Raw genomic sequence first — 14,715 nt, forward strand, 5'->3', positions numbered from 1 at the left:
CCCTGGTTTCGGGATGGGTTGCACGCCTCGGGATGGCTTGCAACCCATCTGGAAGCGTGAAAGCCATCTCGAGACGACCACCCCGAGCGGGAACTCAGACCGCGAGCTTGCCGCTCTTCGACAGCTCGGGGTCCGTGCACGACGAGAGGTCGAAGCAGCACGGGCGCCGCTTTCCGGCCTCCAGCTTCGACAGGCCGACCTCGATGCGACGCTCTCGCGTCTTCACGACGCGCGTGGAGTTGATCCACCGCACCCACTCCCACCTCGCCATCGGCGTGATGTCTCGCCAGGTCCCCGCAGAATCGGGGGCGTCCGCGAGAGCCTCCGCGAAGTCCGCCGGGATCTCGGGCTCAGGCCACTCGCCGCCCGGCCGCAGCTCGACGCTGACGGTGTCGCCGTCGGCGGCACGGGCTCCGAGTGCGGCGGCGACGTCGAGCCAGTGCCCGCGCAGGCCATCAGGCTCGATGACCGTCTCGAAAGCTCGCTGAGCAGCACCGGAGTCCGCGGTGGAACCTGAGGCGGACTCGACGCGGACCACGCCCGCGACGGCGACCTGCCCACGCGACGGCAGCATCCGGCTTGCGTCCTCCGGAAGCCGGACGATGAGCCGTTCGCCGTCGTCACCCACAACAGGGACGGCGATCACGCGGGCCGTGAACCGGACGGCGCTCGTGTCCGGAACCGCGGTGTCCTCGGCGAGCGCGCCCTGCTTGTCAGCCATGGCAGAAAGCGTACGCCCCACCGACGCGTGAACGCAGATTCCCACAGTCGTCCACGAGACGCTCATCGCTCAGTACCCTGATTGCATGACTGACCAGCCCATCATCCTCATCGCCGCCGATGAGCGACTCGCGAAGATCGAAGCCGAATTCAGGGCCAGATACGACCGCGACTACAGGATCATCACGGCCGGAGACGCCGAGGGCGCCCTGCAGCTCCTGAGGGAACTCGTCGATTCCGGTGCCGCTATCGCTATGGTCGTCGCCGACGTGTCCATCGGGGAGATCCCTGGACCGACGTTCCTGCGCCGCACGCAGTCGATCTCGCCGACAGCGCGCAGACTCGTCCTCGCGACACCCGGAGCTGGATATGCCGCGAACCTCGACGCTCTGCGGGAAGCAACCGTCCGTCGAGACATCGACACCTTCACCGGCATCCCGATGGGACCGCGCGACGAGGAGTTCCACACGGTCGTCACGGAACTGCTCTCCGAGTGGGGCTGGTCGGTCGCTCGGCCGGCGGTCAGCATCATCGACGTCGTCGCCGAACCGCATGACCGCGAGGCGGGCGCCATTCGGGATCTCCTCGAGCGACTCGGCTTCCCGAACCGCATCCTGACCCCAAACAGCATCGAAGGCGCGGCACTCCTCGCACAGGCATCGGCGGGCTCCTCGTCACCGGTGGTCTTGCCGCTCGCGCGGGCCTACGACGGGCGACTCTTTCCTGCGGCAACGGCGAGGGGCCTCAACGAGCTGCTTTCGACGCAGTTCGACGCCGTTCCTGAAGGGGAGGTCAATGACGTTCTGGTCATCGGCGCTGGCCCCGCTGGCCTCGCCGCGGCTGTCTACGCAGCCTCCGAGGGGCTCACCACGGCGGTGCTCGAGCGGGATGCAATCGGCGGGCAGGCAGGGTCGAGCTCGATGATCCGCAACTACCTCGGCTTCCCACGGGGCATCTCGGGCATGCGCCTCGCGCAGCGTTCCCGCATCCAGGCCGGACGCTTCGGCGCGAAGTTCTACACGGGACGTTCGGTCACCGGCCTGGAGCCGTGCACGCTCGACGGCGTCCCCAGCTACCGGGTGCACCTCGGTGACACCGAGCTGCGTGCACGGACCGTCCTCATCGCGACCGGGGTCGCGTATCGGCGCCTTGGCATCGAATCGGTCGATGTGCACACGGGCGCCGGCGTCTACTACGGGGCAGCCACCTCGATGGCCAGGGAGATGCAGGGCAAAGACGTCATCGTCGTCGGCGGTGGCAACTCTGCCGGTCAGGCGGCCGTGCACCTCGCGAAGTTCGCGAGACACGTGACCATCCTCATCCGGCGCGCCTCGCTGAGCGAGTCGATGTCCGAGTACCTGATCCGCGAGCTCGACTCGACCCCGAACGTCTCCGTCGCCAGCAACAGCGAGATCGCGGATGGCGGAGGGGACGCCGCCCTCGAGTGGGTGACCGTGCGCGACCGGATCTCGGGCGAGGAGCATCGCTTCGACGTCAACGGGCTGTTCTGCATGCTCGGCGCCCAGCCGGACTGCACGTGGCTGCCCGAGGGAATCGCGCTCGACAAGGCGGGCTTCGTCCTCACGGGACGAGACGTCCCCAAGGATGCTTGGACCGCGGGCATGCCTCCCGCCGACCTCGAGACCACCCTGCCTGGCGTCTTCGTCGCCGGCGACGTGCGCTCCGGGTCGATGAAGCGGGTCGCCTCGGCCAGTGGGGAGGGCGCGTCCTCACTGCCCCTCATCCACGCTCACCTCGCCGCCCTCCGCGCCCGCGAGTTCGGCGCGGAGTAGGCTCGCCGGCCCTCCCACGCGGCCGGCTGCGCATCCACACGAGAGGTGCCGCTTCGTTTCGAAACGAAGCGGCATCTCTCGTGTACCTGCAGATGGATGCGGCGCGCGCGAGTCAGGAGCACGCGGGGTCAGGACCGGCGACGGATCGCGAGCTCCTTGCGCTGCGCCTCGATCGTCGCGATGAGGGTGCGTGCGTCGTGTGCGCCGCTGTGCCGCGTCTCGCCGAGGAAGAACGTCGGGGTTCCGCGTGCTCCGCTGTCGATGGCGCTCTGCATGTCGGCGCGGATGCGCTGCGGCAGCGTCTCGTCGAGCATGTCGGCATCGAAGCGGTCGAGGTCGAGGCCGATCTCCTCCGCGTAGCCGCGCAGGTACTGCGCGTCGAGTCGCTCCTGGTTCGCGAAGAGGAGGTTGTGCATCTCCCAGAACTTGCCCTGGTTGGCGGCCGCCTCCGAGGCGATCGCGGCCTGGAACGCATGCGGATGGTAGTCCTCGAGCGGCAGGTGGCGCACGACGTAGCGCGCCCCGCCGTCGCTGAAGTGCTCGCCTAGGTCCTGCCACATGCCGGTCGCCCGAGCGCAGAACGGGCACTCGAAGTCGAGGTACTCGACGATCGTGACCTGCGCGTCCGGGTCGCCCAGCATGTGGTCTCGCTCCGGGTCGACCGGGCGGGAGAGGGTCGTCGGCAGGTCAGCCGTGGTCTCGTTCATCTTGACGCGCGCGAAGGTGAACGTGAGCCAGCCGATGACCCACGACAGCACCATCGCGATGAAGACGCCGACGATCGCCTGCCCGGCGACCTCACCCTCCAGGGCCAGCGAGATGATGAGCAGCGACATCGTGAAGCCGATGCCGCTGAGCGCGGCACCCCCGAAGACGCTGCCCATGCCGACGCCCTGCGGGAGCGAGCCGAGACCGGCTCGTACCGCGATCCAGCTGCCGAGCGCGATGCCCCCGAACTTGCCGAGCACCAGTCCAGCCACGACACCCCAGGTGACGGGCGAGGTGAGCGCGTTGCCGAGCATCCCGCCCCGCAGGTCGACGCCCGCATTTGCGAGCGCGAAGACCGGAACGATGAACAGCGCCACCGGGCTCAGCAGCACCTCGTGGAGGCGCTCGTTGACGGAGATCGACTTGGCGAGACCGAGCCGCACGTTGCGTGCGGCGTCGGCGCGGGGCGACTGCCAGAAGTCTCGGAAGAGGCGCTTCGCGCGGACGACGTCTTCGCGGTCAGGGTCTGAGGCGGGTATGAGGAGGCCGGCCGCCATTCCCGCGAGCGATGGATGCACGCCGGACAGCAGCGTCGCCGCCCACAGCACGACGATGACGACGATGTACGGCGTGCTGCGCCACTCGTTCGCTCGAGCGAGCAGGAAGAGGAGGACGAGGCAGACGACGGCGATCGCGAGCGGCATCCACTGCACCGACTCGGTGTAGACGATGCCGATGATGGAGACTGCGAGGAAGTCGTCGACGACGGTGAGCGTCAGCAGGAAGACGCGCAGCTGGCTCGACATCTTCGGGCCGACCAGTGCGAGCGCGCCGAGGAGGAACGCGGTGTCGGTGCCGATGACGGCGCCCCACGCCTCCGGCGCCTCGCGTCCGGCGATGGCCAGGTAGATCAGGGCTGGCAGGACGACGCCTGCCACTCCGGCGACGATCGGCACGAGGGCCTGGCGTCGGTCTCGCAGGGAGCCGACGGCGAACTCCTGCCGCACCTCGAGTCCGATGAGGAAGAAGAAGATGACCATGAAGCCGTCGTTCACCCAGTGGTGGAGGCTCATGTCGATGCGGAAGTCGCCGATTCCGACGGCCGCGTGCGTCTCCCAGAGGTGCACGTACGACTCCGACCAGGGAGAGTTCGCCCAGAGGAGCGCGAAGACCGCGACTCCCACCAGCAGAAGCGCGCTTCCAGACTCTGTGCGAAGTCGGTCCGCGACCAGACGCACCCAGTCCTGTTTCTGCTTCCCCAATGGATCCCCCTCCACGTCGGCGCGGGTCTGCGTTCAGACCCCTCGCACCGGATGGAAAGCATACGTCCCCGCGGAGACGCGCGCGGACCTCAGGCAGGCCCCGCTCATCCCTCCCAGGCGTCGAGGTCGACCGCGTCAGCTGTGGCGAGCGGATGCGTCGAGCCAGGCATGCACGTCTGGCCAGTGCGGCGCGTCCGGCGCGATCGCGGCGCGGTGCTCGAGGCTCGCGGGCTCGATGAGCTCGATGTCGGCGCCCGCCTGCCTGGCGGCGGCGACGTAGGCCCGGGTGTGGTCGACGGGCACACGCGCGTCGTCGGCGCCGTGCACAAGCAGCGCTCGCGGCTGCAGGGGCAGATGCTCGATCGGTGACGCAGACGCGTAGACCTCCGGGGCTTGGGCAGGCGCCACGCGGAAGAAGTTCGAGACGGCTCCGTCGCCGTTGCCTTCTTCGTAGCCGCGCGCGAGGTCAGTGACCGGCGCGAGCGCTACAACCGCGTCGCCTGGTTCTCCGCCGAGCAGCGCGAGCTGCCCGCCAACCGAGTGCCCGACGATCACGAGCCGCGCATCCGGCGTCAACCGGAATGCCTCACTGCGCGCCACCGAGAGGCCACGCGAGAGGTCCCCACGCGTCGCCGACCACCCATCGTCGCCTCGCCGGTACTCGAGATTCGCCACGGCCCAGCCGCGTCGGGTGAACTCTGGCACCAGCGGCAGCATGAGTTCGGCGGTGAACTGCGATCGCCAGTACCCACCGTGGATGAGCACCGTGAGCCCGCGAGCGGGCCCGGAAGGTGCCCAGAACGTCAGATGCTGGTCTCGGTCCGGGCCGTATGCCTCGCGCCTCGCTTTCGGGTCGACCGGCAGGCCCCGGACGCTCGCATCCGTCACGTGCGCCGTCTCACGCGCCTTCCACGGCCCCCTCTGGCAGGAAGTCGACGCCGTTCAGGGCTGAGAGACGCACGACTTCGGCCGGGTCGGTCACGTTGTGAAGCAGGCTGAAGAGGTTCGCGAGCTTGCCGCCTGGGCTCACCCAGAACAGCGACTTCGCTGCCTTGTCCTGTTTGTTGTAGTAGGCGTGCGGGATGCCCTTCGGCATCTGCACGAGGTCGCCCGGGCCGGCCGTGGTCCATTGGCCGTCGAGGTAGAGGGTGTAGACCCCCTCGAACACGTAGATGAACTCGTCCTGGGTGGGGTGCACGTGCGGCGGGACCCCGGTTCCGGCTGGGTCGAGCGAGAGCCATGAGTAGGTCGAGGCGCTCTCGGCCTTCGTGATGTAGGTGTGGCCGAGCACATTCCACACACGGCCGGCCACGGCCTCGTCAGCTCGGACGATACCTGCGGGCAGGTCGCCCAGGACGATCTCTTCAGAACTCACCATTGGGTTCCTCCAGTTGGGGTCGGTGCGCTCAGTCTGGCAGAAGCCGCGCAGCCTCGGCGACCGCGTTCGGGCTACTTGCTGGTCTGGTGGCGGATCGCGAGGACGCCGGTCGTCCAGGCCGTGGCGATCGCGGCGCAACCGCTGCTGCCGGCGATGATCATGGGTGCAGAGCTGGCCATGACCCCGGCAACCAGCATGACGAGGACCGCGAGCAGCAGCGCGCCCATGGCGATGGTGAGGATGCGGATCGCCCGGCGCTGCTTCGTGGTGGCCGGCTGCGTCGCGTCTGCGTTCATGGTGTACCCCTTGTCTGTGTCACCGCGAGTAGGTGCTGCATTCAAGGTACGAAGCACAGGGGTTCCGGCGCTTCGGTCCTGGGGCTGAACTCGATAGCCGGAGGGATGAACCCGGGGCGCGTCCCCTTACTGACCCGTCGCGTACCCCGGAGCCATGTCCATGAAGCGGGAGAAGTGGCCCTGGAAGGTGACGGTGATGGTGTCCGTCGGTCCGTTGCGGTGCTTCGCGAGGATGAAGTCAGCCTCGCCGCCTCGCGGGCTCTCGCGGTCGTACGCGCCTTCACGGTGCAGCAGGATGATCATGTCGGCGTCCTGCTCGAGCGAACCGGATTCGCGGAGGTCGCTCGCTGCTGGCCGCTTGTCGGCACGCTGCTCGGGACCACGGTTCAGCTGGGACAGCGCGATGACGGGAACGTCGAGCTCCTTCGCGAGCAGCTTGAGTGCACGCGAGAACTCGGAGACCTCCTGCTGGCGGCTCTCGACGCGCTTGCCGCTCGTCATGAGCTGCAGGTAGTCGATGACGACGAGGTTCAACCCTACCTTCTGCTTGAGCCTGCGGCACTTGGCGCGGATCTCGACGAGCGTCATGTTGGGGCTGTCGTCGATGTAGAGCGGGGCGTCGGAGATGTCGCCCTGCGTGCGAGCGATCTGCGTGAGGTCTTCTTGCGTGAGGCCTCCGGCACGCATGTGCTGCAGGCGCACACTGGCCTCGGCGGAGATGAGGCGCATGGCGATCTCGCTCTTGCCCATCTCGAGGCTGAAGAAGATCGACGGCTTGCCGTGGGTGATGGATGCGGAGCGTGCGAAGTCGAGGGCGACCGTCGACTTTCCGAGGCCGGGGCGAGCCGCGACGATGATGAGCTGGCCACCGTGGAAGCCGTTCGTGATGCGATCGAGGTCACTGAACCCGGTCGGCACACCTGTCATTCCGCCCGATTTGTTCTGGGCGGCGTCGATGTCGTTCTGCGCCTCGAGGATGGCCTCGGCGAGGACGACGTAGTCCTCTTTCTCCACGGCGCCCGTGACACCGTAGATCTCGGCCTGCGCCTGGTTGACGAGGTCGACGACCTCGCCCTCTGCGAGGTAGCCCATCTGCACGATGCGCGTTCCAGCTTCGACGAGGCGTCGGAGCACGGCTCGCTCGGAGACGATCGCCGCGTAGTAGCCGGCGTTGGCGGCGGTCGGGACGATGCCCGCGAGCGTATGCAGGTACTCGGCACCGCCGGCACGCGAGAGCTCACCGGACTTCGTCAGGTGGTCGGTGACCGTGATGACGTCGGTCGGCTCACCAGCCGCGTAGAGCGCGTGGACGGCGTCGAAGATGATCTCGTGCTTGGGCACGTAGAAGTCGATGCCGCGGACGGCTTCGACGACGTCGGCGACTGCGTCTTTCGAGAGCAGCATGCCGCCGAGAGCCGACTGCTCCGCAAGCAGGTCGTGGGGAGGGGTGCGAACACCGTCGTGCGTTTCGCGCTCGCCCTGTGGAGGGGAACCGAGGTGCGCGATCGACACGGATGCTCCTGACTGCGCTCGTATGCCTGAGAGAGATTTCCCCACAGTAGTCCTCACCTCCCCCAACGAGCGAACCAAGAAGATGACACCTGTGGATAACCCTGTGTGTAACTGTGGAGACGCGCCGTGCGGCTTGTGGAAACTGTGTGGACAACGTAGCTACCACATGGAAGGTTTCGACCACGAAATAGCTCGTGACCAGCCATTTATTAGAATGCTTAAGTTGTGCACAAGAGACGTGAAGCATCCCTTGAAGGTTGAGTCTCGCGCGCCCCGCTGTGCATAACACCCGGCGGCGCACCCACGCAAACCGACGATATCCGGGCGTTTTCCACAGGCCGACGCGGCGACGGTGCCGTCAGAGGGCGCTCTCTGTGCGCTGCTGCAGCCTGCGCTCCCGCCGCGCGACGATCCGGTTGACGAGCACCTGACCGTACGGCACGGCGATGACCACGGCCCGGCCGGAGACGTTGTTCGCACGCCACCACCAGACCAGCACGGAGAGTGCGAACAGCACCGTGATGGACGCGACGACGATGCGCGTGTACGGGCCCTCGAAGAACGAGTCGGTCGGTTCGGCGAGCGTCACGGTCGTGAAGAAGATCGTTGCGAGCACGGCGAGGTGCTCCTGACCTCTGCGCCACGGACCCGCAACTGCGGCGAAGGGCAGTATCCACAAGACGTACCAGGGGTGAATGGCCGTCGAGGCGGCGACGACGACCGCGGTGCACAGCACGAGGCGGAGAACGGGATCGATGGGCCGCTTCGTGATCACCAGCCAGGAGGCGACGAGACCCGCGATCGAGAACGCGATGACCTTCAGGATCACTTCGAACACGAACGGATCCAGTCCGACGAGTTCGGCGAGGCCGCGCACCGTGCCAACCATGAGGGTCAGCGGCGAGTACCAGTGCTGGATCGCGCCTGGCACGGTGAGTGCGGTCACCCAGCCGAAGCCGAGGCCAAGGACGAGCCCGAGCGCGCCGACGAGCCCGAGCGCGAGCGCACCGTGGAGCGCCCAGCTCTTCACCCGATCCGAGAGCGGGAGCTTGCTGGGGCGTCCGACGAGCGCCACGATCGGCAGGGCGATGAGGGCGATGGGCTTGATCGCGACCGCCAGCGCGATCCACACGACCGCGAGAATGCGGCGGCCCTTCAGCGCGGACAGGAGACCGAAGCCCATACCGGCGAGCATGAGGCCGTCGTTGTGCCCGGAGGCGATGAACAGGAGCAGCGTGAGGGGGTTCGCAGCGATCATCCACGCGACGAACGCGCGACTGCGTCCCCGAAGGGCGGCGATCTTGAGGAACGCGACCACCATGAGCACGGCGCCAGCAGTCGCGGCGAGACGGTTCAGGAACAGCGCGTACTCGGGCGTCTGAGCCCCGAGCCAGGAGAACACGGCGGCGACGGCGATGAAGAGCGGCCCGTATGGCGACTCGGTGCTCGACCAGAAGGGGTCGACGCCCAGCGAATACCAGCCGGCGATCTCGTTGACGCCGTGCTGGTACGGGTCGATGCCGGCTGCCATGAGGCGGCCAACGGCGACGTACGAGAACATGTCGCGGCTGAAGACGGGGACGCAGATGAGCAGTGGCAGGGCCCAGATGATGGAGGTCCTGATCACCCGCCGCAGGGACGCGTCGTTGTCGGAGACGCTCGAGCGGAAGCGCAGCCAGGCGATGAGCAGCAGGAAGCCGCCGACGATCAGGAGCATCGTGCAGAGCCGCGTCAGGTCGGGCGAGCTGCGGAGGAACGCGATGGGGAACCACTCGCGTAGGCCCAGCCCGTCTCCGATCCAGCCAGCGCCGAACGAGCCGACGAGGATGCACAGCGACCCGATGAGGCCGAGCAGCGTCGGGCTCACCGTCAGCGGGAACCGGCGCGGCTCGCGCTCGGTCGCCGATCGGTGGACGTGCTGCGGCATGTTCGTGAATCAATCAGGAGAGGTTCTGGCAGGATGCTGGACTCCGCTGACCTTATAGCGTTCCTCCTTGCGTCTGCCCCACGGTGGCGCCGACGCGCCAGACGGTGTAGCCGCTCGGGGTGCAACGAGAACGGCCCCGGACATCGAGATGTCCGGGGCCGTTCTTCTGCTGCCGTGTTATCGCTGGGCGATGACCTGGAGCTTGACGGTCGCAACGAGGTCGTCACGGAGACGAACAGTCGCCTCGTGGTTGCCCGTGTACTTGATCGGGTTGGGGAACTCGACCTTGCGCTTGTCGATCTTGCCGAGACCGGCTGCTTCGACAGCGGTCGCGACGTCGGCGCCGCGAACGGAACCGAAGAGGCGGCCTTCGGCACCCGACTTCACGTGGAGCTTGACGAGGGCGGACTCGAGCTTGTCCTTGAGTGCCTTCGCCTCTTCGAGGGTCGCGAGTTCGCGTGCGGCGCGAGCGGAACGGATCTGCTCGACCTGCTTCTCGCTGCCGCGGGACCAGCTGACTGCGTAGCCCTTGGGGACGAGGTAGTTGCGGGCGTAGCCGCTCTTGACCTCGATGACGTCACCGGCTGCACCGAGGCCGGAGACCTCGTGCGTAAGAATTACCTTTGCCATGTCGACTACTCCTTAGCGGCCAGAGCCGGCGTAGGGCAGGAGCGCCATTTCACGTGCGTTCTTGACTGCACGTGCGATGAGGCGCTGCTCCTGGACGGAGACGCCGGTGATGCGACGTGCGCGAATCTTTCCGCGCTCCGAGATGAACTTGCGGAGGGTGTTGACATCCTTGTAGTCGATGACTCCGACCCGGATCTGCTTCGCGGGAGCAGCGGGCTTGCCGCCCTTCCCGCGTACACCCTTGCGGCGGTCGCCGCTTGACTTTCCAGCCATTGGGATCTTCTTTCGTTGAGTGTGTTTGCGAGCGCCCTTTAGAAGGGGGGCTCGTCAAAATCGTTCGATGCGCCGGGCGTCGCCCAGCCGGATGCGCCGTTGTCGCGAGGCTGGCCCGCGGGCTGTCCCCACGGCTCGTCCGCAGGGGCGGACTGACGTCCACCGCCACCGGCGTTGCCGCCGCCGCTGTTGCCGCCGAAGGAGCGCTGCTGGCCTCCGCCGAAGCCGCCCTGGCCACCGCCACCCTGCTGTCCGCCGGCACCGCCGGAGGACGTGCGGGTGAGCTGAGCCGTGGCGTAGCGAAGGCTCGGCCCGATCTCTTCGATCTCGAGCTCGATGGAAGTGCGCTTCTCGCCTTCCTTCGTCTCGTAGGATCGCTGCTTCAGGCGACCCTGCGCGATGACTCGCGAGCCCTTGGAGAGGCTCGAGGCGACATGCTCAGCGAATTCACGCCAGACGCTCGCCCGAAGGAAGAGAGCCTCGCCGTCCTTCCACTCGTTCGCCTGACGGTCGAACACGCGGGGGGTGGATGCGATGGTGAAGTTCGCGACTGCGAGCCCGTTCTGCGTGTAGCGCAGTTCGGGGTCAGCCGTGAGGTTGCCCACCACGGTGATGATCGTGTCGCCGGCCATGACTACGCCTCGGTGGTCGCCGCGGGCTTCGCTGCGATAGCAGCGGCCTTGGCAGCCTTGCGAGCCTCGTCGCGCTTCGCCTCGGAGGCGACGCGTGCGATGGCCTCTTCTGCGCGGAGCACCTTGGTGCGCATGACGGCCTCGGAAAGGTTCAGCTGGCGGTCGAGCTCGTTCGCCGTTGCCGAGGTCGACGTGAAGTCAACGACGGCGTAGATGCCTTCGCTCTTCTTGTTGATCTCGTAGGCGAGGCGACGACGGCCCCAGATGTCGGTCTTCTCGATGGTTCCACCGTCGTTGCGAATGACGTTGAGGAACTTATCGAGGCTCGGAGCTACGGTGCGCTCGTCGATCTCTGGATCGAGGATCACCATCAACTCATACTGATGCACGATAAACCCACCTCCTTCGGTCTAGAACGGCTGCAGACGATCTGCAGCAGGAGGGTTATTGCGCGTGTCTGGGCAGTTGATCGCACAGACAACCTCGCCAGCATAGTCGTTTCTTCCTCCTAAATGCCAGCCAATTGGAAGAACTCCCCTTCTCGCGAGCGAATATGCTCGTTCCAGCACAACCGGCGGCCCCCGTGGTCCGCTGATACGCACCACTACCTAGGGGAATCATGAGCGATCCAACAGGCGGCGCGGGCGAACGCGACCCGAACGCCCCAGTGCCACAGAACCCAGCGCCGCAGAATGGCGACCCGGCCGCACCGCAGGCGCCGCAGGCGTCCTTCGGCGACCAGCCCGCCAACGGCGAACAGGGCGGCTACGGCGTCGGCAGCAGCTACGGCTCCAGCGGCGACAACTACCAGGCCCCGAGCAACTACTCAGCTCCTGGTGGTTCGTACGAGGCCCCAGGTTCCGCCCCCGACTACCAGGGCGGGCAGTCCTCGTACTCGGGATCCACCGGATCGAGCGTGCCGAGCGCGTCGTCGAACTCCGGATACTCGACCCCGAGCTACGGCTCGTCGGGCGACTCCTCCTACTCGTCGCCGAGCGCCGGCTCGTACACGGGTGACACCTCGTACACGGCTCCGTCAGCTTCGGGCAGCGACTACTCCGCCCCCGGCTACGGCAGCACCCCCGACTACTCCTCCGGCAACAGCTACGGCAGCGAGCCGAGCTCCTACGGATCCGCCCCGGCTCCGGATGCCTACGGCGCGCCCGCGCAGAACGCGTACGGCTCGGCACCTCAGGACCAGAACGCCTACGGCGCATCCGCGCCCAACGCGTACGGCTCCACTCCCCAGGACCAGAACGCAGCGGGCGCCTACGGTGGCGCACCCGCGTACGGTGCAGGCGGTGGCGCTGGCGGACAGCAGCAGTACGGCAACTACGCCCCGCAGGGCCAGGGCGGCGGCATGAACACGCTCGGCCTGATCGCGCTCATCGCTGGTGTCCTCAGCATCGCGATCGCGTTCATCCCGTTCTTCGGATACTTCGGAATCGCGCTGGCCCTCGCGGCCATCGGCCTGGGCATCGCGGGACTGGTCGTCAAGCGCTTCAACGCGAAGAAGCTTCTCGCGATCATCGGCCTCGTGCTCGGTGGACTCGGCCTCATCGTCGGCCCGATCATCACGACCTGGACGAGCGTGGCAACGGTCACCAACACGGTCGGCGACAGCGTCGACGACTACGAGACGCTCATGGACGACGAGTACTCGACGCTCGAGAACGGTGTTCCGTCTGAAGGCGAGATCACCGTGGAGATGACGGTGACGAGCACGTCGACCTCGCCCATCGATGTCAGCTACAGCTACGACAACGACCTGTCGGGTGCCGACCGAGTCCAGGTTGACACCGAGGCCCTCGCCACCGCGGTGCCGTGGTCGGAGACCGTCACCATGAAGTACAAGGCCGACTACGGGTACGACAGCTCGTCCGCCTACCTGTCGGCGTCAACCGTCGACTACACCGACGACCAGCTGACCTGCACGATCACGGTCAACGGCAACGTGGTCCAGGAAGCGACGAGCTCGAGCTACGTCTCCTGCTCCGGGTACAGCCTCGCGGAGTACCTGACCGCGGAGTAGGTTCCAGTCACCTCCACGCGAACGGCCCCCTCTTCGGAGGGGGCCGTTCTGCATGCATCCGTCAGGCCGGACGAGCCGTCTTCTCAGACAGACGCGGTGCGACTACGGGCGGTTCGCTTCCCACCATTCGAGGAGGCGCTGCTTCGCATCGTCGTGCTCAAGCGGGCCCTCGTCGAGCCGCACTTCGAGCAGGTGCTTGTATGCCTTCCCGACGAGCGGGCCTGGGGCGATCTCGAGGATCGCCATGATCTGCTCGCCGTCGAGGCTCGGTCGCACTGAATCGAGCTCCTCCTTCTCCTGAAGCTCCAGGATGCGCCGCTCCAGGTCGTCGATCGCGAAGAGCAGCCGGTCCGACTTGCGCTGGTTGCGGGTCGTGATGTCGGCGCGGATGAGGATGAGGAGGCGCTGCAGTTCCGGGCCGGCGTCCCGCGCGAAGCGGCGCACGGCCGAGTCCGTCCATCCGGCGCCCTCGTAGTTGAAGACCCGCATGTGGAGCTCCACGAGGCGCGAGACCGACTTCATCGTGTCGTTGTCGAAGCGCAGCGAGGTGAGTCGCTTGCGCGCGAGCTTCGCACCGACGACGTCGTGGTTGTAGAAGGTGACCTTGCGGTTCTCACCGAAGCGGCGCGTCTTGGGCTTCCCGATGTCGTGCAGCAATGCAGCGAGGCGGAGGACGATGTCCGCGTCGGCGCCGGGGTTGCGTTCGCGCTCGAGTGCGATGGCCTGCTCGAGGACCGTGATCGAGTGCTCGTAGACATCCTTGTGGCGGTGCGCGTCGTCGCGCTCGAGCTGCAGGGCTGGGAGCTCTGGCAGCACGAGCTCGGCGAGGCCGGTCTCGACGAAGAGCTCGAGACCCGCGCGCGGCGTGTCGGTCTTGAGCAGCTTCACGAGTTCGTCCCTGACCCGCTCGGCGGAGATGTCGAGGATGCGTCGACGCAGCTCCACGATGGCGTCGAAGGAGTCGATGTCGAGCTGGAAGCCGAGCTGGGACGTGAAACGCACCGCCCGCAGCATGCGCAGCGGGTCGTCGCCGAAGGAGACGGCCGCCTCGATGGGCGTGCGCAGCGTCGCCTCCATGAGGTCCTTCGTGCCGTCGGAGGGGTCCACGAGCGTGAGGGCAGGCAGCTGCAGCGCGAGCGCGTTGACGGTGAAGTCGCGGCGGTGCAGGTCGCCCTCGATCGTGTCGCCGAACGCGACCACCGGCTTTCGGGACGTGCCGTCGTAGCTGTCAGCCCGGTAGGTCGTGATCTCGACGGTCTCGCCTGAGAACCGGGCGCCGATCGTGCCGAACTCGCGGCCGATATCCCAGTGCGCATCCGCGATGGGCGCGACGATGCGCAGGATGTCGTCCGGGCGCGCGTCCGTCGTGAAATCGAGGTCGGTGACCTCTCGCCCCAGGAAGGCATCGCGAACGGGGCCGCCCACGAGGGCGAGCTCGAATCCGGCCGCTTCGAAGGCGGCGGCGAGCTCGGCGACGGGCGACGCGGTCGCGAGTCCGCGAAGGCGTTCCATGGCGGACTGCACGTTTTGCATCCGCTCATTCTACGAGCCG

Annotated in this window: 14 protein-coding genes; 2 read left to right on the forward strand and 12 right to left on the reverse strand. The window is 67.2% G+C overall.

Features of this window, described 5'->3' with window-relative positions; translation table 11 throughout:
• Positions 1-94 precede the first annotated feature (94 nt).
• Positions 95-721, reverse strand: a complete 627-nt coding sequence (locus C5C17_RS16125; protein WP_104254405.1) for a YdeI/OmpD-associated family protein — start codon at positions 719-721, stop codon at positions 95-97.
• Positions 722-806: 85 nt separating this feature from the next.
• Between C5C17_RS16125 and C5C17_RS16130 the strand changes: the two genes are divergently transcribed.
• Entirely contained in the window at positions 807-2,513 is a 1,707-nt protein-coding gene (locus C5C17_RS16130) for an FAD-dependent oxidoreductase (RefSeq protein WP_104254406.1), read from the forward strand.
• Between the two features lie 128 nt (positions 2,514-2,641).
• On the opposite strand, the gene nhaA is transcribed toward C5C17_RS16130, so the two are convergent.
• The 10 genes from nhaA to rpsF all read right to left on the reverse strand — a co-directional run bounded on the left by nhaA (position 2,642) and on the right by rpsF (position 11,523).
• Complete coding sequence (gene nhaA, locus C5C17_RS16135; RefSeq protein WP_258066254.1) at positions 2,642-4,483, reverse strand: Na+/H+ antiporter NhaA; 1,842 nt, start codon at positions 4,481-4,483, stop codon at positions 2,642-2,644.
• Between the two features lie 135 nt (positions 4,484-4,618).
• On the reverse strand, positions 4,619-5,371 hold the full coding sequence (locus tag C5C17_RS16140; RefSeq protein WP_104254408.1) for a S9 family peptidase: 753 nt from the start codon (positions 5,369-5,371) through the stop codon (positions 4,619-4,621).
• 10 nt (positions 5,372-5,381) lie between these two features.
• Positions 5,382-5,861 carry a cupin domain-containing protein gene (locus C5C17_RS16145; protein WP_104254409.1) on the reverse strand — a complete coding sequence of 160 codons (480 nt, stop codon included), beginning with the start codon at positions 5,859-5,861 and terminating at the stop codon, positions 5,382-5,384.
• Positions 5,862-5,932: 71 nt separating this feature from the next.
• Positions 5,933-6,157 (reverse strand): hypothetical protein, encoded by a 225-nt coding sequence (locus C5C17_RS16150; protein ID WP_104254410.1) that lies wholly within the window; start codon positions 6,155-6,157, stop codon positions 5,933-5,935.
• Positions 6,158-6,283: 126 nt separating this feature from the next.
• Positions 6,284-7,669 (reverse strand): replicative DNA helicase, encoded by a 1,386-nt coding sequence (dnaB, locus tag C5C17_RS16155; protein WP_104254411.1) that lies wholly within the window; start codon positions 7,667-7,669, stop codon positions 6,284-6,286.
• Positions 7,670-8,027: 358 nt separating this feature from the next.
• On the reverse strand, positions 8,028-9,596 hold the full coding sequence (gene mptB, locus C5C17_RS16160; protein WP_104254412.1) for a polyprenol phosphomannose-dependent alpha 1,6 mannosyltransferase MptB: 1,569 nt from the start codon (positions 9,594-9,596) through the stop codon (positions 8,028-8,030).
• A gap of 177 nt (positions 9,597-9,773) precedes the next feature.
• Complete coding sequence (gene rplI / locus C5C17_RS16165) at positions 9,774-10,226, reverse strand: 50S ribosomal protein L9 (RefSeq protein ID WP_104254413.1); 453 nt, start codon at positions 10,224-10,226, stop codon at positions 9,774-9,776.
• A 12-nt stretch (positions 10,227-10,238) separates the two neighbouring features.
• Positions 10,239-10,499 (reverse strand): 30S ribosomal protein S18, encoded by a 261-nt coding sequence (gene rpsR, locus C5C17_RS16170; protein WP_068482210.1) that lies wholly within the window; start codon positions 10,497-10,499, stop codon positions 10,239-10,241.
• A 38-nt stretch (positions 10,500-10,537) separates the two neighbouring features.
• A complete protein-coding gene (locus C5C17_RS16175; RefSeq protein WP_104254414.1) occupies positions 10,538-11,131 on the reverse strand; it encodes a single-stranded DNA-binding protein in 594 nt (197 codons plus the stop codon).
• 2 nt (positions 11,132-11,133) lie between these two features.
• Entirely contained in the window at positions 11,134-11,523 is a 390-nt protein-coding gene (gene rpsF, locus C5C17_RS16180; protein ID WP_104244003.1) for a 30S ribosomal protein S6, read from the reverse strand.
• A gap of 227 nt (positions 11,524-11,750) precedes the next feature.
• Between rpsF and C5C17_RS16185 the strand changes: the two genes are divergently transcribed.
• Complete coding sequence (locus C5C17_RS16185; protein ID WP_146079212.1) at positions 11,751-13,163, forward strand: hypothetical protein; 1,413 nt, start codon at positions 11,751-11,753, stop codon at positions 13,161-13,163.
• A gap of 102 nt (positions 13,164-13,265) precedes the next feature.
• On the opposite strand, the gene C5C17_RS16190 is transcribed toward C5C17_RS16185, so the two are convergent.
• Entirely contained in the window at positions 13,266-14,696 is a 1,431-nt protein-coding gene (locus C5C17_RS16190; RefSeq protein WP_104254416.1) for a CCA tRNA nucleotidyltransferase, read from the reverse strand.
• Positions 14,697-14,715 lie beyond the last annotated feature (19 nt).

Origin of the sequence: Pseudoclavibacter sp. RFBA6 (assembly GCF_002931575.1) — a bacterium.
In the GTDB taxonomy this organism is placed as follows: Bacteria; Actinomycetota; Actinomycetes; order Actinomycetales; family Microbacteriaceae; genus Pseudoclavibacter; species Pseudoclavibacter terrae.